A 20,975-nucleotide genomic window follows, 5' to 3' on the forward strand; every position below is an offset into this window, starting at 1 on the left:
GTATCCGCAAACAACTTGACAAGTTTGATTGTCTACGAGATGCAATCGAGTTTGTCTTGAACCTAGTGTCCTAATTACCTTGGCGATTGCTATACTATGAACCGGAATGGAAAGTATCACATCAACACCTTTCTGTATGTAAATATGATGACTACAGTAATTCGTTTCAATTCCCAACCCTGCCGTTCCAAAATTTTATAAAGTGCTTTACCTGAAACCGCTTTCATAGCGATATTTAAACCAACTGGGTGTTGCTGAATCAGGTATGATTTGTCATTCTGAGTGCAACGAAGAATCCCGATAGATGCTTCATTTCGCTTTGCTCTATTCAGCATGATATACACATTTTTCATACCGCAATCAGCAACGCCGCTAAATCAAGCCCTTTCAAAGACCTTGCTAACTTAGCTTCTGTTCGTGCCGCTTTAGATGATCCAGACCACGAATGGACGTTTTAATTTTATAAAAGTGCGATCGCTCTCTCAAAACCTTTCAGAAAAGCTTGCCAACGCAGGCTTTTTTTATGTAGTGTGATGCTTACAGGCACTGTGAGAAAATAGTGATCGTCAAAAAGCGCGATCGCTTTTGATATTAATGAAGTTACAGTACAACGCCGGAAAGTGATGCAATTATCCTAGCGTTAACAGCCCTGATGACATATCCACCACCAACCGTCGATGTTTTAACCACTGGCGACCAAGTAAAACTTCTGGCACTCCTTCACCCACATGGACAGGAATATCAAAATTTTGTCCGTCGATTTGCACTTTCCCTAAATAAATATCAAACTCTGCATTTCCTTGAGCTGTAAGCATTGTTTGCTGTTCTACATAAATCCAATCAAGTGCTTCTAAATCTTGGTTATTAATTGCCAGCCACCAAGAAAATCCTGTATCAAAAAGTGCATCTACTGGTATCTCTAATTCATCCGCAGCTATCAAATCTATCTCAAAAAATAATTCATCTTCATCACCAAACTTGCCCGAAATCATATCGTGCCGCATACCCCAGTCTCATTAATGCGGAAAACGTACAGCTTGGCATTGGGATATTCTTCATGTGCTTTATCTGCAACTACTAAGGCATCCTGGTCGATGAAATATTTTCCACTTTCGGGTTCGACTGCCATGTACCAGTTATAGTGAGTTTTAATCAATTGCGGTTGTACCTGCTCAAAAATTGACTGGCAGCGCTCTTTAAATGCTTGGCGTTCAGCTTTCCATTGGGCTTTGTAGTCTTCTGTCCACTGAATTTCTGGAAAAATCCTACCCCGACGGACTGCACGAGTAGACTTAGCTTCAGTCATTGTTAATTATCTGTTGAGGACAATATCTATAATTTTCCACTATCCCTTGTTTCCGGTAGCCAGTCCTCATCCAACACTAATTCTAAAGAATATGGGCACTCTTCTGGAAACACAGATACAAGTATGCCCGTTTGCTTCGCTGCTTGGCGACGTGCCCTTTGATAACTTTCCTCAAGTTGCTCTGTAGGATAGCTCCTAAGACTAGGACTATCGAGTATAGCTAACTCAATTTGGGTGCGAGAATCGGTAATGGAATCAAGCCAACTATCTGAGCGACGCTGGGGTTGATATTGCCACTTGAGCAGATGCAATAGTAAGCGAGTTAGTTGACTGGCAATAAAGAGCCGTTCACTTTTGCCCAAGCCTTCAACCTCTTCAATCAGATGTTCTACATCAATTTCATGCCAGTGATGCGATCGCAATAGTTGGGCTGTCTGTTCAATCCACAAATTATAAGTTGCGCTCATAGCCTTTATCAATCTTAGGCAAGCCAAAATATCCTCATTTTCCGATGCGCTCAAGTTCCTCTCGCAATACTCGCCGTAATGTCTCTTCTAACGGTTCATGGCGCTGCTGAATGTACTCACACAAGGCATCGTTAATCAAAGTTTGGTAATTTCCCCCACCTGCTGCGTGAACTTGGTCACGAAACCATGCTAGTACTTCATCATCTAGGCGAATTGTAATTCTAGTTTTACCTGTTGGTGTTGATTCAATCGCTTTGCGCTTGCCCTGGCTAAAATCATACTCAGCTTCCATAATTTCCAAATCTAATACAGTGTCAAAACTCCCAAATCTGGATTTTGGTAAAAAGCTTGGATATCCTCTAGATGTGATCGCAAAATCTCTTCAATCTTTCTGGTTGAACAATTGCCATAACGAATCCAAATTACTTTCGGAGGAAATCCTTGCAAAATGCTCAACTCATTAAAATCAGCATCTCTCGTGACAACAGTAAATCCACTTTGTCGGGCATACTCCCAAACAATTAGATCATCTGCTTGATCTAAGCCTATAAGAAAAAGATGTTGAGAGTTTGGGTACATATCAGCCAGTCGATTAACTAACCGAGGTGATAAGTTATGGTCAAACAATAACTTCATGCTTGCATTGTCAGCATTTGCCGTTCTCGATCAGCCGCATAACTTAAGCAAGCCAAAATATCCTCTTGTGTCAAATAAGGAAAGTCATCAAGCACTTCCTCGTAGGTCATCCCAGAAGCAAGATAAGATAAAACATCGTATACAGTAATTCGCATTCCTCGAATACAAGGCTTACCGCCTCGTTTTCCTGGTTCGATTGTAATAATGTTTTGGTACTGCACAGCTATTCAAACCTTAAAAATCTTCATCATCAACAAAAAACTCGGCATCGTCTTCCAATCGAGAATTACCTTGCCTAATACCAGCAAGTCCCCACAGAGGTTGCAGCAGTGCCATACTAATTAACCCGACAACGGCACTAAAAGCTAGCACCAAACCCATTGGTATCTGAATCGATTGGAATGTTAAGAATTTTAACGATACGGGTGTGGCATTTTGGACTGAAATAATTGCGATCGCGATTACCCAAACCGCTACAACTAGAGATGTCAAAAAAGGAGCGATTTTCATACTTTAATTGAAGTGAGAAGTTAAAAGTTATATTTTGCTCAAAATTAGAAATCAGGAGTTAAGAATTGTAAATTTACAATTCTTAACTCCTAATTCACAACTCTTAATTCTTAACTTTGACAGATTAAACTGCTACTGCCTCTAGTTTAGCAATGGCACTCTGTAACTCTTGGGCGATTTGGGTGAGTTTTTCGGGAGTGTTAGTTTCTAGGTAGACGCGTACCAATGGTTCTGTACCAGAAGGACGTAGTAAAATCCAGCTACCTTCTTCTAAATACAGCTTAATACCGTCTTTACGCCCCACTTCCTTGACTTTAATTCCTGCTACCTCTGTAGGTGGATTTTTAGTAAAGGAGTCGATGACAGCGGTTTTGTGCGCCTCTGTGAGGTGCAAGTCTAAGCGGTTATTGTAAAGTGGGCCATCGGCTTCGGCGATCGCTTCTTTGACAAGTTGACTCAGCGGTTTGCCTTCATAAGCGATCGCTTCTGCCACCAGCATATCGGCTAATACTCCGTCTTTTTCAGGAATATGCCCAATAACACTTAAACCACCTGATTCTTCTCCACCGATTAATACGGCAGTTTCGCGCATTTTTTCGCCGATGTATTTAAAACCAACTGCTGTTTCGTAAATTTGCAGCCCATTTTTAGCAGCGAAATTATCCAGCAGGTGGGTGGTAGCGACAGTACGGACTATCGCGCCGGTTTTACCTTTGTTTTTGATTAAATGACGTGCCAGAAGTAGCAGCACAGTATTCGGAGTAAGGACGTTTCCTTGTTCATCAACGATACCAAAGCGATCGCTATCTCCATCCGTCGCCAAGCCCAAATCAGCTTGATCGCGAACTACTGCTTTCACTAACTCAACTAATTGTTCTCCTTTGGGTTCTGGCATTCCACCCCCAAATAAAACATCTCTCCAATCATGGAAACTTTCTAACTGAACGCCACTATGTTGCAAAACTTCATCTAAATAGCCACGAGAGGTAGAATACAAAGCATCGTACTTTACCTTTAAATTAGCGCTTTTGATTTTTTCTACATCAAGTAGAGTGTAGATAAATTGCAGGTAATCTGGTTTGGGATCGAAAATTGAAATTGAACCTGATGGGTTGCTCCCAGGCAACTCATCCGATGCAGTTTCTATATTTGCCACAATAGTATCAGTAATCTCTGGAGTGGCAGGCCCAGCATAATCGGGTATATATTTAATTCCACAGTAGGGTGCTGGATTATGGCTAGCAGTAAACATTAACGCCCCAGCGGAATTTAGGTGACGGGCGTTGTAGGCAATTACTGGTGTGGGACAATCTCGCTCAGTAATTTTCACAGTCCAACCCAAGTCTGCTAGTACTTGGGCCGCTGTTTGGGCAAACTGATCAGCTAAAAAGCGAGTATCGTAGGCAATAAGTACTGGTCTATCTTTTGTGTAGGCTGTTTCTAAGTAAGTGGCGATTGCCCTTGTTACTTTCCGCACATTCGGAAAAGTAAAGTCATCGGCAATAATCCCTCGCCATCCATCGGTACCAAATTTTATCTTGCTAGACATTTTTGCCACTTGCTCCGGTACATTATCAGTACTATAAAAGCTTCCCGCAAAGCGTGTGTAGCAGCAAGTATCCTCCGAAGTTCTTTTCTAAGAAAGCCTTAGGTTAAACTTCTCCCCACGTATTTTCTCTCACTGTTTCTGAGCAATGTCAACCCCCGATCGACCTTTTGCCAGTTATCACCTTTGGTCTCTAGTTGCCCCAGCGACTGGGCAAGAACGCTGGCATTGCCAGATGAGACGGGGGTTTATCAAAGCGCGGCAACACGAACCACAAGTCAAAGCGCTTTTAACACAAGCCACCGCGCCCCAGCGCATTGGCATACTTGCCCAAAAAGGCGTTTATGAGTTTCATCATCACAGGCATCTGTTGAAGCAGGCAGATGGTGTAGAAAGAGTTGCACAGCTACTTAAATTAGGCAACTCAAGCGTTCAAGTCCAGCAACGCGTGCTGCAAATTTTGCAAAAATATCACGATGCACCGTTGCTTTTGGATAAAGATATTATCCAATTAACTCCCGGTGATGAAGGCTTTCCTAAACCGATAGTAGTTGAACAAGAAGATTATTGCTTTCGTTTATATGCGGCTATGGACTGTGTTTTTATTGAATCTGATAGCACTTTACATATTTTGGATTTCAAAACTGGTAAGTCCGCTTTTGACAAACGACAAGCATTAGTTTACTTGTTAGCTGCTCGTTATCTTTACCCTGGACGAAAAGCTGTTGCATCATTTTATAATTTAGAAATATGTAAAAAATCAGATTTAATTAGTATTAACAATAGTGAATTAGAATCCTTAAAATTTGAGTTAGCGAATATTGCCCACAAGCACCAGCACGATTTGCAAAAATATCAGAAAGAAACTACCAATTTCAGTAAAATATTCCCTCCTAACCCTGGCTCTCACTGCCGCTTTTGCCCATTTAATTCTATCTGTGAGTTTGCCGACTTTAAGCAGCATCAATCATATCCATTGCCCAGTTTAAGAGTTAATAACTAATTGTTTTACCTACTTATCTCGCTTCAATTTTCAAAACAATCTACTAAATACTCGTATTTTTACTGACCTGATTCTCTTCTCCTATCAGATAACCTAGATGTCAGATACACATCATACTGTCATAGGACAATCGGGTAATAGGATAAACCACTAAATCAACATAGCCTAAAACCTTGATTCCGCACTATATACAGAAGCAAATCTAAAATTGATGTCAAATATTAAGTGGTTATGTCAAGTCCCGTTGACTTTAAAAGCAGCGAAAGAATTATTAACGACTTATCAAAAGCAGAATTTATTAAAAGTGAAATAGAGGGATATTCTTCTCTGGAAAAAATAATTACTTATGCGGAGATAGAGCAAAGATGGCTAGTAGTACAAAGCCAAGCCAGGAAAAAATTAGACCTTCGTTAAGCCTCACAAAAGATTGAAAAGTCTCTTACTAATAGTCAAAACAAAATCAATAGACCTCTTGCAAAAGTCAGTTAGGCAAATTCAGTTTTGGGAAGACGAAGCTCATAGTTGTACAAACCAGCGATGAGATTAAATCTTAAACTAAATCTTTTTCTCCGATTGCGATAACGGTCAGACAAAATTTTAAATATCTTCAGTTTCCGATTAATATGCTCACCAACAACTCGAACTTTGGCTAACTCTTGATTACTCTTTTTATCTTCGCGACTCAACTCACCTCCCCTTGGCTTCTTTTTTGGTATCCGACTTTTACTATGAATTTTATGAATTCTTTGATATCCTTTATCACCCAAGCATTCTATATCTTCTGTTAATCGAAGTTTACTGTTTTTAAATATGCGAAAAAATGTCATCAATAATTGGTTTTCCAGACTCAGTTTCCCAGGTCGTCCTGTTTTCAGTTTGATTTTTGAGCGCGATCGCACTACCTCTGTCATCTGGCTAAAAGTCTCCGGATGCACACCACACAGGCGTTTGAATTCTTCTGGTTTCAGGTTCTTTACCTTTTCGTAGCTCATAGATTTCAAGAAAGCTCTAAGCTACTTTTCCCACGGTCATGGGACTTTTGCAAGAGGTCTAATAAATTAGCACAAGAGAAGTTTGCTTGTTCAAGTGACGCAGAAAAAGCATTATTAAAGATTTCAAAACAATTTAAATATCATCAAGTAGAACATATGCAAGTTATTGAAAAACTCTCATATAAAAAAGATAAAAGTTAAAATAAATATTATCAAATATCAGCACCTATCTCGCAGAATGGAAGTGCAATTAGTAAAGAAATTAACAGTGCTGGGAGATTTATAATTGCTAGAAATAATTCCGAAACAGAAGGAAAAAGTCCGAATAACACAACAAGTTATAGCTCAAAACCTGTTAGTTGGCCACAACCTTATCCATTTAATAAGCTATTTGGTGGAAATCGCTTTATCTCGAATCCGTAAGAATGGAGAGACCCATCAACTTGGCAAATTAGCCTTAACCAACTTGAACAAATTCTTAATATAAATGTGAGTCTGTCTCAAGGTCAAGAATTTAATTTTCTATCAAGAATTCCCGAAGCGATTAGAAATGTACTTAAGCAACAAGGAGAATATAATTCCAATAATCCATCATCTGCTTTCCTCCAGGCAGAGGTGAATCCCACAACAAGTTTTCCAGAAGGTTTATCAGAAAACATGATCCCCTTTAGTTTTGCTTTCAGCAATATGTTCAGCAATATAAAGGTCGAAGGTAAAACCAGGGACAAAAACTCCGTCTTCTCGAATAACGTCCCAGAACTCACAAGGATCTTTCCCGGAACCATGAGTTTTAGTTACCTTGAAGGTTGACTCTAGTGAAAGCAGTACTCGTAAGCTCAACATAGCGCAAAGTAGCCCCTCTCAAATCACAGTCAAAAAACCGAGTTCTTTCCAAGTCACAATGCTCGATAAGAGCATTCCTGAAATTACAGTAGATGAATTCAGCTGTCAAACAGCAATGCCTCAAATTGATGCTGCTCAAATTGACATAACTAAATTGAGCGCCCCTCAGATCGATACATTGCAGTTCACCCTCACTCAGGTCAGCGTATTCTAAAAGAATGCGCTGGAAATCTCGTTCCCCAGCAGCATAACGTCTGAGCAAGTTTTCAGCAGTAATCCTCTCCTTTTCCATACCTCAACTTCCACATCAACCAACACATATAACCTACATTCCACACCCAAAAGTGTCACACATCAAGAAAATCAAGCTAAATAGTACAAAGAAACTAAAATCCAGGTAGTAGAGAAAAAGACTATTGAGAATAGATAGCAAGAATTTTCTAGGGACAGAGATAGGTAGGATGTCAAGTTCCAGAGTTAAACCGATTGTTTCGGGCTGTGGTAGCTCTCAAAGATAAAAACCTCAGCGATACGATCGCTGAGGCTCTAGAATACTGGCTCAATAAACCTGAAAACCAGGAGCTAATTAAAAAGCATAATTTAGGTAAATAAATGGAAGAAATTCAAAAAGGTGGTAGTTCCTTAAGAATTGTAAACCGGATATGATTAATCGCCAAATCACCGATGGGGATATCTTCTTTGGTTAGGCGCTCACCTCGACTTGTCACGGTTTCAAAGGTAATACCTTTGCCAATTTCGATGTGATACCAACACAAGCCCATAAAAAAGCGCGTCGGATAAGGGCCACCTTCACCTATATCATCAGGATTTGATTCCATTGGCAACCAGCCGAAATTTGGGACGTAAAACTCCAACCAAACATGATTAAAGTCGGGTTGTAGCGGTACTCCTACAAAGTCACTATGGGGAGGACATTTGTATCTACCTACGGTGCGGCAAGGGATGCCATTTAAACGGGATAAGGCAAGTAAAACGCCCACATATTCGCCACAGGAGCCAACGCCCCGTTCTAAAACCGTATCTGGCGTGTCAATATAAGGTTTAATACCGTAGGATAACTCATCATAAACGTAGTTGCGGATTCTGTGCATTTTCCGCAGCACATTGGTTTCAGAACCAATCGCTTCTCTGGCGGCTCGGCGAACAATGGTAGTATCCATTGCTAAATCGTCATCGTCCACTAGGTAGCGTGTTTGTAATTCTGGGGGTAATTTAGGTATATTTTCTACATCTCTAGGAGTAATGCGATACTTAATACCTCTAACTTCTAAAAGTGCTTTCCAGCCAAATATATGCCGTTCTCCTGGTGCAAGAGAATCAAATTTAAAGACTGCCACACGTTGCCCCTCTATCACTTCTTCGGTGAAGGGTATACCAATAGGTTCAACGTGTTTCACCTTTTGACGCTCAGTTTCCGATGGTAGGGCGATGCGCCATTCCACATCAGGTAAATAAACTTCGTCTAGAGGTGCAATTTCCTCAGCATAAGACATTTCAATGAGATAGCCGTTAGAGAGGGCGTAGCGTTTATCTGGCTGGTAATGATAATACAGAGGATGAATAAAAGTGCGATCGCGGAATGTTAGCTCATGACTTGGATCGGCATTGGGGTTATCCCGGATATAAGGCTCCTCTGTAGCATAAGCAACGTAGATACTTTCTTTGCCTGTTTCGTCATTTTTATGGATTGCTATGCCTGTAGGACATTCAAAGGGTGTCAAAACGCTGAATTGCAGCTCTCCCGTGGCTCTGTCCATCGCGTAAACTGATTGTTCGATGCGATCGCAAATCCATAGCATTTCTTGGTTGACTGCCAAATTCTCTATCCCAACTCCAGGAGCATAAAATCTAGTAATCTCTTTTCGCGTTTCGCGGTCAAAAACCAGAATGTAGCCCAGCCTTTGACAACTTACATAAACTGTTGTTTCCCAAACAGCAACGCCATCAGCTGCATAAGGCAATGTTACAAAATGTTCCAGATCCAAAGTGTTGAGCTTGCACAAATAAACACTATTTTCTCGGCTTACCCACAGGGTATCATCCCACACCGCTAGACCAGTGACATCGAGAAATTCTTCAACTTGATGAGGATTGAGAATTCTACTGTTGTCAGAGATAGGATCGATTTCCAGTAGATGTCCTTTAATACTGTCAATGGCAATCAGTCTATCTTTAATGAAAGTAATGCCACACAGGGCAGCAGCAGTAAGCGGTCGAATTGTTCTTTGCCCAAACATCTGGCTAACGGTCAAAGTGGGGAGTGCAAAACTCATAAAACCTTATGGTAAGTGTGAAAAACCCTCACCTTTAGGTAGGGGAGGAAACATGACTCAAACAGTTTTAGCGTGGTAACACCAATTGCTTGAGATGGAAAAATCCTAGTCGAGCAATGGCTCCCCCGATTGGGGTGGATGAAGAGTGCTGAGTTAAAAGACTACCCACAATGGGCGTTGCTTGAACCCAAGTACATCAATTAATAGTTTTTGATCGCTACGTTTACAGCGAGGTACTAATAATTATCGGTACAATGTGTTCTGAAAAACTCTTTCGTGAGAAATAATACTATGTCGAAAGAGGAGGAATTTACAAATATTAAGAATTACATATACACTCATATAACTGGGCGAGCAGCTTAATGTAACTTTAGAAGATGGAATTCCTGCCATCACTAAATTATGATCGAATTTTGTAACCATTTGCTGTGACCTACACAATGTCTGCTAATTCTCTGCCTGAAGGTGCCGCCGTTTGGCATAGTTTAGAAGTTGATAAAGCGCTAGACCTGCTTGATAGTAACGCAGACAGCGGCTTAACACCTCAAGAAACTCAACAGAGATTACAAAAATACGGCCCCAATGAACTTGAAGAAACTGCTGGCCGTAGTGCTTGGGAAATTCTACTCGATCAGTTCAAGAACATTATGTTGTTGATGCTGATTGGCGTAGCTCTCATTTCTGGGTTTTTAGACCTGATGGCTTTGCGGGAGGGCAGATTAAAGCCTGGTGAAGTGCCATTTAAAGATACGATCGCGATTTTAGCAATTGTTATCCTCAATGGCATACTCGGCTACGTGCAAGAAAGCCGTGCCGAAAAAGCCCTGGCTGCTTTGAAAAAAATGACTTCTCCTTTAGTGCGGGTGATCCGCGACACCAGACTGGTGGAGATAGCAGCTAAGGAATTAGTTCCAGGGGATCTAATGCTGCTGGAAGCTGGGATGCAGATAGCCGCAGATGGACGCTTGATCGAACAGTCGAATTTACAAGTGCGTGAGTCGGCATTGACTGGTGAAGCGGAAGCGGTAAATAAACAGGCATCATTAAAATTGCCGGAGGAAACATCATTAGGCGATCGTCTCAATGTCGTCTTTCAAGGAACTGAAGTAGTCCAAGGACGCGCCAAGGTTCTAGTAACTAACACTGGCATGACTACAGAATTGGGTAAAATTGCTGTAATGTTGCAGGCAGTGGAAAGTGAACCTACGCCTTTACAGCAGCGGATGACTCAACTGGGTAATGTCCTGGTTACGGGTTCTTTAATTCTTGTGGCGATCGTTGTCGCTGGCGGTGTGATCAGGGACGGAGGTTTTAAAAACATCCAAGAACTCTTGGAGGTTTCCTTGAGTATGGCGGTTGCTGTAGTGCCAGAAGGTTTACCTGCTGTAATTACTGTCACCTTGGCACTGGGAACCCAGCGAATGGTGCGCCAAAATGCCTTGATTCGCAAATTGCCAGCAGTGGAAACATTGGGTTCTGTAACTACCATCTGTTCTGATAAAACCGGCACCCTGACTCAAAATAAGATGGTGGTGCAATCAATTTCCACCAATAACAAAACTTTTCGCGTCACTGGCGAAGGTTATGCCCCCACAGGAGATTTTCAGTTAAATAGTGAAAAAATTTCCTTGGAAGAATTTCCAGAAATATCCGCATTATCAGTCGCTTGTGCCGTTTGTAATGACTCCGTATTGCAAAAAGAACAAGGTGAATGGGCAATTTTGGGAGATCCTACAGAAGGGGCATTAATCACCCTGGCGGGAAAAGCCGGAATTGAAAAAGACCAGTGGAACAGTAAATTACCTCGCGTTGGTGAGTTTCCCTTTTCCTCAGAACGGAAGCGGATGAGCGTGATTGCTCAGGTGGAGGGAGTCGCCACAGGTGAAGCATTTTCGAGAGGTGTTGACCCAGCAATCGCCAGTTTTCTGCAATCGGAACCTTATTTAATGTTTACCAAAGGTTCCCCAGAATTAATCTTGGCACGTTGCACTCAGATTCACTTGGGTAATCACACAGGCCCCTTGACCGAAGCACAACGCCAGAAAATTTTGACAGAAAATGACCTGATGGCGAGTAAAGGTTTACGGGTGCTAGGTTTTGCCTACAAACCTTTAGTAGAGATTCCCCCAGAAGGTTCAGATGAAGCATCTGAGCAAAATTTAGTCTGGTTGGGATTGGTGGGAATGCTAGATGCACCACGTCCAGAAGTTAGGGCCTCTGTGCAAGAGTGCCGAGAAGCAGGTATTCGCCCAGTGATGATTACTGGCGATCATCAATTAACAGCACGAGCGATCGCCACCGATTTAGGAATAGCCCAAGAAGGCGATCGCCTACTCACAGGTCAAGAATTGCAACGGATGACTGACCAGGAATTAGAGAAAAACGTTGACCTGGTAAGCATCTATGCCAGAGTTTCCCCAGAACACAAACTGCGAATTGTCCAAGCACTGCAACGCCGGGGTCGATTTGTAGCGATGACAGGTGATGGTGTCAACGATGCTCCAGCCCTCAAACAAGCCGACATCGGTATTGCAATGGGTATTACTGGCACTGATGTCAGTAAAGAAGCTAGTGACATGGTGTTACTTGATGACAACTTCGCTACCATTGTCAGCGCCACCAAGGAAGGTAGAGTTGTTTACACCAACATCCGCCGCTTTATTAAATATATCTTGGGCAGTAACATTGGTGAAGTTCTCACAATTGCAGCTGCACCCTTAATCGGCTTGGGAGGCGTTCCCCTGACTCCTTTACAAATTTTGTGGATGAACTTGGTGACAGATGGTTTACCAGCCTTGGCATTAGCTGTGGAACCTCCAGAACCGGATGTCATGCAACGTCCGCCTTTTAGTCCCCGCGAAAGCATTTTTGCTAGGGGATTGGGTTCTTATATGATTCGCATTGGCATCATCTTTGCCATTATCACCATTGCCTTAATGTGGTGGGCTTATCAACATAGTCATGCCCCAGGCTATCAAGGCGATCCTGAGAGTTGGAAAACAATGGTATTTACTAGCTTGTGTATTGCCCAAATGGGTCATGCGATCGCCATTCGCTCCAACAACCGACTGACCATCGAAATGAATCCCTTCTCCAATATATTTGTCCTAGCGGCTGTTGTCGTCACCACGATTTTGCAACTGATGCTAGTTTACGTCCCGCCTCTGCGAGATTTCTTTGGTACTCATTACTTGAATATGCAAGAGTTGGGGGTTTGTATTGGTTTTAGTGCTTTAATGTTTGTCTGGATTGAAGCAGAGAAGATATTTTTGCGGATTATGGGCAAGAAGGCTGTGTAAATTGGGCATGGGGCATTGGGCATAGGGCATAAAAGGCAGAGGTGGACAGGGGCAGAGGGGAAAACTTACTGCAATTTATTTCTCCCCTGCTCCTCTGCTCCCCTGCTCCCTTGCTTCTTCTTTGTCTCCCTGCTCTCCAATCCCCAATCCCCAATCCCCCATGCCCAATTATTACCATGTACCTGAAAACTCTTCACCTCCGACAATTTCGCAATTATCAAGACCAAAATGTTGAGTTTACTGCTGCCAAAACAATTTTGGTAGGTAATAATGCTCAAGGAAAGTCGAATTTGTTGGAGGCGGTGGAGTTACTGGCGACATTACGATCGCACCGCATCACCCGCGATCGCGATTTAGTTCAAGAAGGGGAAGCCATAGCCCAAATTAATGCCACCCTTGAGCGACAAACAGGTATTAGTGACTTGACCTTGACCTTGCGCCGCAATGGTCGCCGTAGCGTTGCTCTCAATGGTGAATCTATTCGCCGCCAAATAGATTTTCTTGGCATTCTCAATGCAGTCCAATTTTCCAGCTTGGATTTAGACTTAGTACGCGGCGGCCCCGAAGGTCGCCGCAACTGGTTAGATACACTTTTAATTCAACTGGAACCAGTTTATGCTCACATTTTGCAGCAGTATAACCATGTGTTACGCCAGCGCAATGCCTTTTTAAAACGCCATGTAGAGACGTTAGATGCAACGTCTTTACAATCAGAACTAGCGCTGTGGGATGCACAGTTAGCTACTACAGGAACTAGGGTAATTAGACGACGCGATCGCGCTATCCAAAGATTAGCTCCCATTGCTACCACCTGGCACGGCAGTATTAGTGGCAGTACAGAAATTCTGCAAATCAAGTATGTACCTAATATTCCTTTAGAGGATAACCAGCCAGAAGAAGTGCAGCAAGCTTTTTTAACAAAAATTCAGCAGCGAGCTGTTGCTGAAATGCACCAAGGTACTACCCTTGTTGGTCCCCATCGAGACGAAATAGAATTAACCATTAACCAGACACCCGCTCGTCAATACGGTTCTCAAGGACAACAACGAACGCTGGTTCTAGCCTTAAAATTAGCCGAATTACAATTAATTGAAGAAGTCGTCAAAGAGCCACCATTACTATTACTTGATGATGTTCTTGCTGAACTAGATTTATCCCGCCAAAATCAATTGCTTGATGCTATTCAAGACCGTTTTCAAACCTTGATTACTACTACTCATTTGGGTTCTTTTGATTCCCAATGGTTAAAATCTTCACAAATCCTTTTTGTGAAGGCAGGAGAAATAATGCAACATCAATAATTCTAAAAATCATACAGCAGTTTGCAACTAAATTTTATTAAAAATAATAGATAACTAATTACTAATCTCGTTTCTCTAACCTTTTAAAAACGTTGAGAACTAAAAAAGTCAGCATTGCACTGATTAATACTAACTGCCATAAACCACAGCCAGCAGCAATTCCCAATGCAGATGAAACCCAAATAGCCGCTGCTGAGGTGAGTCCGTGAATTTCAAATTGCTGTGATTCTTGAGAAGATTGGCGCATAATTTCTCCAGCACCAAGAAATCCTACACCAGCTGCAATCCCTTGAATCACGCGGCTAAGTGCATCAGGACTAGCTTGCAGTCCTCCTATTTGCAAAATTATCAAGGTAAATAAAGCTGAACCTAAACTCACCAGCATGTGAGTTCTTAAACCAGCTGGTTTGCGCCTAATTTGACGTTCTAAACCAATGATTGCTCCAATAAGCAATGCAGTACATAGCCGGAAGCTGATATTCAGCCAATCATCAGTTGCAAGGTAGTAAGTGTTTGCCAATGTTTAGTCTGATATAAAAAATTCTATATACTAGGTTAAATCGTAATATTTTTATAAAAATAGTACAAAACTATTCTAATGTTTTATTAATGGAGTTTAATCCAATGAGTATAGTGCAATAGCCTATCTCATATTTGGATTCTATCAATTCAGTAATGGTTTTGAAACTGAGAATTAATATTTTCCATTATTAAGATTATTTTTTAATAAGATATTATTCTGCCCAGTAAATGGAGATTTGCATTGTTAAATTGTAGCAATGATCGTAATTTGGACAAACTACATAAATTTTAAGTTTATTAAATAGTTTTTTGGCTATTTAAAATAACTTAGCTAGAGAATTATACCTTAAATTGTTAAATTTAACCCATACACTCAACAATTAAATATGATACAGCCATGTACAAATCGAGCAAATCAGCTATACCCCTCTTCTGTCACTTTCCAAGAGGGCGATCGCTAGAAGCCTCATGAGGCAATCAATACAAGCTATACTATTAGAAAAAAATTGGTCTTGGATTTGTTATTAGAAAAGAATCGCGTGATCGCTTGCTATATAAAAGCTCTAGAATTCAGAAATGGCAAATGTTTTCGGAGACTGACAGAAGAGGGATACAGCGTATTTAAGGTTGCTGAAGTACACAACAATTCGTCTCAAAGCCAGGTATAAAGCCTGTTTTACTTTTGACTTTTGTTAGCGCAGTGGGGCGCAGCCTATTCTGAATTCTGAATTATGCTGTCAGGAGTTTCTACCTCCTGTATCCTGCTTCAAAATCCGTAACTTTGTAATTCATCCAAAAGAAAACTGCTGTAAGTCCTAAGTACCTTTTTATTCAGAATTAAGTAGATTAACCTGATAACATACCAAAAATAAATCGCTGTGGATACAAATAGACAACTAACAAATTGAGTGAATAAACTCTACTGGCTAGATCAAATTAAACTACAAGACCGCGCCAAAGTAGGTGACAAAGCCTTTTACTTGAGCAAAATTATCCAGCGCGGCTATCCGGTGATGCCTGGTTTTGTAGTTTCGGCAGAAATTTTGCGACAATTTCTCGAAAATCTCAATAGTTCGGAATCATTAGTCGCTGACTTACCTTATTCTTCATTACACCTGGATGTCACTAATTGGCGTCAACTTCAGCAGGTAGCTAGTCGCTTGCGCCAAGAAATTCTGACTGCGACTGTAACCCAGGAGTGGGTAAGTACAATTTTCCAAGCAGCTAGAGAATGGCAAACTAGCTGTTTGATTCTTCGACCTTCTTTGGCAGTATCGACTGCTAACCCAAATATGAAAAATATATCGGGTTTGCTGGAGTCAGTATTTTGCCAGTGCGAACCCGAAGCGATCGCTTTGGCTCTAAAACGTACCTGGAGCCAAATATTTCGGGCCAGAAGTCTATTATATTGGCAGCACTCAGGAATAAATCTCCAACAAATTAATCTCGCAGTTTTGGTGCAACCTGTTGAGAATGCGATCGCCAGTGGCTCGCTCACAATCAATTCCTCTGGGTGGAAAATTGAAGCTACTTGGGGATTAGGAATTGCGATCGCTCTTGGTGAAGTACAACCAGATATTTACTACATTCAACCGGAAACTAAAGTTGTGCTTGAGCAACAACTGGGCAATAAAATGCTGGCTTATGGTGTTGATGATGCAGCATCTGGAGCTTTTTCGCAACCCGTACCCAATTTATTGCTAACACCAGATCGCACTTGTCTGATTACCTATCTACTTCCAGAAGCCCAACAAAAACAGTACTCTTTACAAGAAGAATATTTACAACAAATAATTGCTCTGGGAACTCAACTAGTAAGTGAACTAAGTAAAACCTTTACGATTAAATGGACTATCGCCGATCAAACTACATCTGGCAAGCTCTACATCACACAAGTTAGTCCTTCACAATCTATAATTCCCCACTCACACTTGATTCGGGGACTAGGAGCAGCCGGAGGACGGGTTGTAGCCACTGCCCTGGTAATTATTAATCCGCAACAGAAACCCGAACAACTACCCAAGGGAGTGATTTTAGTAGTACCAACAGTTACACCTGATTGGTTGCCATTATTGCAACAAGTTGGTGGTATTATCACAGAACAAGGGGGATTAACCAGTCACGCGGCAATTCTGGCTAGAGAATTAGGTATTGCAGCAGTAGTCAACGCAACATCTGCCACAACTTTAATCCAAACTGGCGAACGACTGCTGCTTGATGGCGACAGAGGAGAAGTTTTTCGCATCAAAGGAGACTTAAAGAAGGAGATGGACAAAGGCAGAGAAGAAAATCTTCTTTCCTCCTATCACCTTAACCCGAAAGCGCCCTATGCTTCTGTTACGTCTCATCTACCTATGATTGCTACCCAACTGCTGGTTAACTTGAGTCAGTCCACTTTAATAGAACAAGTGCAAAACCTGCCTGTGGATGGAGTGGGATTGTTGCGCTCAGAATTGATGGTACTAAATATATTAAACGGGCAACATCCCAATAGTTGGATTTTAAGCGGGCGTCAGGCAGAATTGTTAGAGCTATGGTCTGAGCAGATTATGCAGTTTGCCCGTGCCTTTGCACCAAGGCCAGTTTTTTATCGTTCTTTAGATTGGCGATCGCAGGATTTACCATCATTGAGTGATAGTTTACAATCTTCGCCCCAGTCGATGTTGGGCGAACGTGGTACTTTTAGCTATTTACAAAATCCCGCAGTCTTTGAGCTGGAACTGAAAGCATTGGTGAGCGTACAGCAGGCTGGCTACACCAATGTCAATCTACTGTTGCCCTTTGTGCGGACTGTAGAAGAATTTGTCTTTTGCCGTCGTAAAGTTGAGCAAGCTTTTTTAACCGAAGTGGTGGAGTTTCAATTGTGGATGATGGCAGAAGTGCCAAGTGTCTTGTTTTTATTACCAGAATATGTTGTGGCAGGTGTGGCGGGAATTTCTATTGGTACAAATGACCTGACCCAATTATTGCTAGGAGTGGATCGAGAACAAGGACAGCTAGCAAAAGTATTTAATGAACGTCATCCAGCAGTTATGGGTGCGATCGCTCAATTGATCCAGATGGCTAAAAGTGCCGATATACCTTGTTCAATCTGCGGTCAAGCACCAGCCCTCTACCCAGAAATTATTGATAAATTAGTGGAATGGGGTATTACTTCCATTTCTGTTGAACCAGAAGCAGTCGAGCGAACATATCAAGCGATCGCTCGTGCTGAACAACGTTTAATTTTAGCAGCAGCACGACGAAAACTTCATTAGTTAAGAGTAATTCAATTTTGGATTTTAGATTTTGCAGAAAGTCTGAGCAGTTGCATATATTCCGCTTTGGCTGTCCCAAATGCTGCTGATAAATGGTGGCATGAGGCGATCGCTGCAAGATGTACCGCTCGTCCTGTAAAGATGGAGAAACTTAAGATGGCAGAAATTTTGGGAAACAATCCTGGGTTTAAGCTTTTAAGAGAATATTGGAATGATGGCCCCGCTCTACAGATATAGATGAGGCGTTGACCAAGTAAAAAGCCAGCAATTGCTTTCCATTATTTCAGAAGTCATTACTGCTGAATTGTTAATGTAATAAGTATTTGCGACAAAAAAAAGACTGAAGTTCAGCCTTTGCAGATGAGAAAAACTTTTATGTTTTCTTGTATACCCTATAGCTTATACTTCAGTATTTATATCAACAGTATCTTAATTCAAATATATTAAGTTTATTTGTATTTTTATCACTTCTCAACAAAAAAGCACACTGAAATTTACAAAGGAAATGTATAATTACCTATTTTTCAGTAAAAATACTGAGCCAGTAAGCAAATTACTTGATTTAAAGTGGTTAGTTGAAAGCTAAGGGCGGTGACAACCCTGGTGAATTACTACTAATTGCCCCAAGTTAATATCTGAGTTCTCTAATCAAACATCGCATCTGAACAAAAGCAATTCAAGCATTGAATAGGCTACAAGTTAGGTGCAGCTTGGTTGATAGTCTATTGCACTCGCTTGCTTAGGTAGAACAAGAGACATGATAATTAAGAAACAGATGTACAAATTTTCTATCCCTAAATTTAGACGGCAGCTAGTTGAAGATCGTCGCCAAGACGGTTATTGGATTGAAGCGTTTAACGTAGATGGTGACTCCAAAGACATAGATAGTAGCTCTAAAGCAGATATCGTGGGATATGGGCTAGGTCAAGGTGAAGTAACTTGGTATCGAAACAATGATTGGAAAAAGACACTAATTGCCAAATATATTGGTCCTGTTGGTATGCACCATGTAGATGTCAATAGGGATGGACGGAATGATATCGTCATTTGTTACCAATACGGTCAGACAATGGTGAATTGCGATCCTGAAGGAGGCAAAATTGTTTGGCTGGAAAATCCAGGTAATTCTGAACCGTATTGGAAAAGCCATTACATTGGCCGCGCTACTTCCATGCACCGCCTCAAGGTAGGCTATTTTACGCAGGAAACAAAACTACAGGTTCTTGGCTTACCTATTGTGGGGAAGCCAAATGATGTTCACTCGATTACACCAATTGTGCTATTCACTGAACCTGACGACCTTTATGGAGCAAAAGAGTGGAAGGAGGAAGCTCTCAAAGTATACGACAAGAAATACTATGAGAAAAATAATAAAAAGCCAGATCCTGAAGATCAAAATGCCCGTTTAATTTATTTCCATGTCATTCACGGCGTATCAGTCAAGAAGTATAACATTGAGTCTGGCTCGAATCTTGATTCCGCACTGATTGCTTCTGAAGAAGGGATTACATGGATCTATTTCAGCCTTGAAGATGGTGTATGGTACGGGGAAGTGATCGGCACAGGTGAAATAGGTCAAGTAAATAAAACAGGTTTCAAAGGTAGTGGTGATGTAGACGCAGGTAAGGTAGGAGATGATGATTTTGCCTACATCGCTGCCGTCGAACCATTTCATGGCAATACAGTAGTTGTTTACTGCAAAAACAATGAGAGTAGTTCTTCTCTTATTAAGAGTGCTTGGAAAAGAGTTGTATTAGATGTTTATGACGATCCCAATGTAATTGGAGAAGGGCCAGGACATTTCGTAGTTTGTGCAGATTTTGATCAAGATGGCGACGATGAGTTTCTCGTTGCTTTGAGAGGGCCAATGCCTTGGCAAGGTGTCTTTTACTACAAGGCTATAGATGTTAAAAATGGCGTGTTTGCTAAATGGCGTATTTCTGAAGATTCTGCTGCACGGATCGCCGTTGCAGATTTTGATGGTGATGGCAGATTAGATTTTGCCACTATCGGCTATTCCGTAGGTGGATATTATTGTACAGAAAATCCATCCATTGTTGTTTACTATAACGACTTTGCCAAAACGTAGAGGAGCTTGAAACTGTGCGATCGCACCATCGATTCAGCTACAGTCCCATCAATTAGTCATTGAACTTAACCTCAAAAACTGATGGAAGCCAACAAAGTCAAACTACTTAACTTTTCTGGTGCTTACATCGATGCGAAGTACATTGAAAACGTCAAAAACTATTCCATCCAAAACCGTACTATCGTCATCAATCCCCAAGCCTCAGATGCTCACCTCAGCCAAGCTCCCGCCAGCGTTATTCCCGCTTTTTCATCCACCATTCTTAACGATACCATCATCCAAAAAGCAGAATCCTTACTTTTGTTTAAGGTGGTTGAAACTAACAACATCACCAAGCTCATCTTTGAGCCAAACTGGGGTTTATTAGGTGATCTTATTGATGGCTTTCCCAAAGATGTACCACTGTGGCGTTCTCCCCAGGATGAGGCAGGAATCGTAGAACTCGATCCTTATTCGATGACAAGACAATGGAGTACGCCCCAACAAAAAGAAAGGTTTTCCGTCAAGGTTAACTTATGGTTTGCTCCTTCAAATTCTGATTGTGTTATCCATAACCAGCACAACTTTATCGAGATTCATACCCAAATCTTTGGTCAGGGAAGAATGCAGAAATTTAAAGAAGAAGCATTGAACTCTCTCTACGAAGATATGTTAATGAGTCCAGGATTTACCACATCTGTCCCATTTTGCCAAGTTCAGGAAAATCAAAAATATGTCTATCCTTGGCATCAATACTATGCCGATACAGACAGTATTTGGTTAGCGATCGAATATCACCCTACTTAAAGCTAGCTAATTCAGTGCTAAGGAATCGAGGCGTTCGATTCTTTTCCTTATTTCCATCTCAAATTTTTAGAGATAGTCATTCTATCTCTTGATATTGAGTATGGGAATATCTACAGGTGTAGTT

21 protein-coding genes and 1 pseudogene are annotated in these 20,975 nt (G+C 41.4%); 9 read left to right on the forward strand and 13 right to left on the reverse strand.

What is annotated here, in order from left to right:
- Positions 1-116 precede the first annotated feature (116 nt).
- The 9 genes from V7K56_RS12290 to V7K56_RS12330 all read right to left on the reverse strand — a co-directional run bounded on the left by V7K56_RS12290 (position 117) and on the right by V7K56_RS12330 (position 4,468).
- Positions 117-335 carry a hypothetical protein gene (locus tag V7K56_RS12290; RefSeq protein ID WP_334910766.1) on the reverse strand — a complete coding sequence of 73 codons (219 nt, stop codon included), beginning with the start codon at positions 333-335 and terminating at the stop codon, positions 117-119.
- 294 nt (positions 336-629) lie between these two features.
- Positions 630-1,004 (reverse strand): aspartyl protease, encoded by a 375-nt coding sequence (locus V7K56_RS12295; protein ID WP_442940019.1) that lies wholly within the window; start codon positions 1,002-1,004, stop codon positions 630-632.
- Entirely contained in the window at positions 989-1,306 is a 318-nt protein-coding gene (locus tag V7K56_RS12300) for a hypothetical protein (RefSeq protein WP_334910768.1), read from the reverse strand. The genes V7K56_RS12295 and V7K56_RS12300 overlap by 16 nt, the downstream gene beginning before the upstream one ends.
- Before the next feature lie 26 nt (positions 1,307-1,332).
- Positions 1,333-1,773: a DUF29 domain-containing protein gene (locus V7K56_RS12305; protein WP_334910770.1), complete on the reverse strand. Its 441-nt coding sequence runs from the start codon at positions 1,771-1,773 to the stop codon at positions 1,333-1,335.
- A gap of 34 nt (positions 1,774-1,807) precedes the next feature.
- Positions 1,808-2,065 (reverse strand): BrnA antitoxin family protein, encoded by a 258-nt coding sequence (locus V7K56_RS12310; protein ID WP_334910772.1) that lies wholly within the window; start codon positions 2,063-2,065, stop codon positions 1,808-1,810.
- 11 nt (positions 2,066-2,076) lie between these two features.
- The gene (locus V7K56_RS12315; protein ID WP_334910774.1) at positions 2,077-2,409 is read right to left on the reverse strand and encodes a DUF5615 family PIN-like protein; all 333 of its coding nucleotides are present in this window, start codon (positions 2,407-2,409) and stop codon (positions 2,077-2,079) included.
- Entirely contained in the window at positions 2,406-2,630 is a 225-nt protein-coding gene (locus V7K56_RS12320) for a DUF433 domain-containing protein (protein WP_094347786.1), read from the reverse strand. Before V7K56_RS12320 ends, V7K56_RS12315 begins: the two co-directional genes overlap by 4 nt.
- Before the next feature lie 13 nt (positions 2,631-2,643).
- Positions 2,644-2,919: a LapA family protein gene (locus V7K56_RS12325; protein WP_334910776.1), complete on the reverse strand. Its 276-nt coding sequence runs from the start codon at positions 2,917-2,919 to the stop codon at positions 2,644-2,646.
- A gap of 124 nt (positions 2,920-3,043) precedes the next feature.
- Positions 3,044-4,468, reverse strand: coding sequence for a phosphoglucomutase/phosphomannomutase family protein (locus V7K56_RS12330; protein ID WP_334910778.1), 1,425 nt, complete (start codon positions 4,466-4,468; stop codon positions 3,044-3,046).
- Positions 4,469-4,613: 145 nt separating this feature from the next.
- Here V7K56_RS12330 and V7K56_RS12335 point away from each other — a divergent pair, with 145 nt between their 5' ends.
- A complete protein-coding gene (locus tag V7K56_RS12335) occupies positions 4,614-5,468 on the forward strand; it encodes a PD-(D/E)XK nuclease family protein (RefSeq protein WP_334910780.1) in 855 nt (284 codons plus the stop codon).
- 175 nt (positions 5,469-5,643) lie between these two features.
- Positions 5,644-5,879 (forward strand): annotated as a pseudogene (locus V7K56_RS12340) (IS1634 family transposase); the annotation flags it as partial.
- 74 nt (positions 5,880-5,953) lie between these two features.
- On the opposite strand, the gene V7K56_RS12345 reads toward V7K56_RS12340, so the two are convergent.
- Positions 5,954-6,460, reverse strand: coding sequence for a transposase family protein (locus V7K56_RS12345; RefSeq protein WP_334910784.1), 507 nt, complete (start codon positions 6,458-6,460; stop codon positions 5,954-5,956).
- Between the two features lie 489 nt (positions 6,461-6,949).
- Between V7K56_RS12345 and V7K56_RS12350 the strand changes: the two genes are divergently transcribed.
- On the forward strand, positions 6,950-7,270 hold the full coding sequence (locus V7K56_RS12350) for a hypothetical protein (RefSeq protein ID WP_334910786.1): 321 nt from the start codon (positions 6,950-6,952) through the stop codon (positions 7,268-7,270).
- Here V7K56_RS12350 and V7K56_RS12355 read toward each other — a convergent pair.
- Positions 7,251-7,595, reverse strand: a complete 345-nt coding sequence (locus V7K56_RS12355) for a pentapeptide repeat-containing protein (RefSeq protein ID WP_334910788.1) — start codon at positions 7,593-7,595, stop codon at positions 7,251-7,253. The two genes, V7K56_RS12350 and V7K56_RS12355, sit on opposite strands and share 20 nt — an antisense overlap.
- A gap of 331 nt (positions 7,596-7,926) precedes the next feature.
- A complete protein-coding gene (locus V7K56_RS12360; protein ID WP_334910790.1) occupies positions 7,927-9,597 on the reverse strand; it encodes a transglutaminase domain-containing protein in 1,671 nt (556 codons plus the stop codon).
- A 440-nt stretch (positions 9,598-10,037) separates the two neighbouring features.
- Between V7K56_RS12360 and V7K56_RS12365 the strand changes: the two genes are divergently transcribed.
- Together V7K56_RS12365 and recF are read left to right on the forward strand one after the other, a co-directional pair.
- A complete protein-coding gene (locus tag V7K56_RS12365; RefSeq protein WP_334910792.1) occupies positions 10,038-12,896 on the forward strand; it encodes a cation-translocating P-type ATPase in 2,859 nt (952 codons plus the stop codon).
- A gap of 176 nt (positions 12,897-13,072) precedes the next feature.
- The gene (gene recF / locus V7K56_RS12370) at positions 13,073-14,197 is read left to right on the forward strand and encodes a DNA replication/repair protein RecF (protein WP_334910794.1); all 1,125 of its coding nucleotides are present in this window, start codon (positions 13,073-13,075) and stop codon (positions 14,195-14,197) included.
- Positions 14,198-14,258: 61 nt separating this feature from the next.
- Here the strand turns inward: recF and V7K56_RS12375 are convergent, their stop codons facing one another.
- A complete protein-coding gene (locus V7K56_RS12375; protein WP_334910796.1) occupies positions 14,259-14,717 on the reverse strand; it encodes an MgtC/SapB family protein in 459 nt (152 codons plus the stop codon).
- A 910-nt stretch (positions 14,718-15,627) separates the two neighbouring features.
- Between V7K56_RS12375 and V7K56_RS12380 the strand changes: the two genes are divergently transcribed.
- The 4 genes from V7K56_RS12380 to V7K56_RS12395 all read left to right on the forward strand — a co-directional run bounded on the left by V7K56_RS12380 (position 15,628) and on the right by V7K56_RS12395 (position 20,851).
- Positions 15,628-17,976: a putative PEP-binding protein gene (locus tag V7K56_RS12380; protein WP_334910798.1), complete on the forward strand. Its 2,349-nt coding sequence runs from the start codon at positions 15,628-15,630 to the stop codon at positions 17,974-17,976.
- Between the two features lie 66 nt (positions 17,977-18,042).
- A complete protein-coding gene (locus V7K56_RS12385; RefSeq protein ID WP_334910800.1) occupies positions 18,043-18,213 on the forward strand; it encodes a hypothetical protein in 171 nt (56 codons plus the stop codon).
- Between the two features lie 520 nt (positions 18,214-18,733).
- A complete protein-coding gene (locus V7K56_RS12390; protein ID WP_334910802.1) occupies positions 18,734-20,065 on the forward strand; it encodes an FG-GAP repeat domain-containing protein in 1,332 nt (443 codons plus the stop codon).
- A gap of 81 nt (positions 20,066-20,146) precedes the next feature.
- Complete coding sequence (locus V7K56_RS12395; RefSeq protein ID WP_334910804.1) at positions 20,147-20,851, forward strand: hypothetical protein; 705 nt, start codon at positions 20,147-20,149, stop codon at positions 20,849-20,851.
- Positions 20,852-20,975: the final 124 nt, after the last annotated feature.

This window comes from Nostoc sp., assembly GCF_036917535.1.
Classification (GTDB): Bacteria; Cyanobacteriota; Cyanobacteriia; order Cyanobacteriales; family Nostocaceae; genus Nostoc.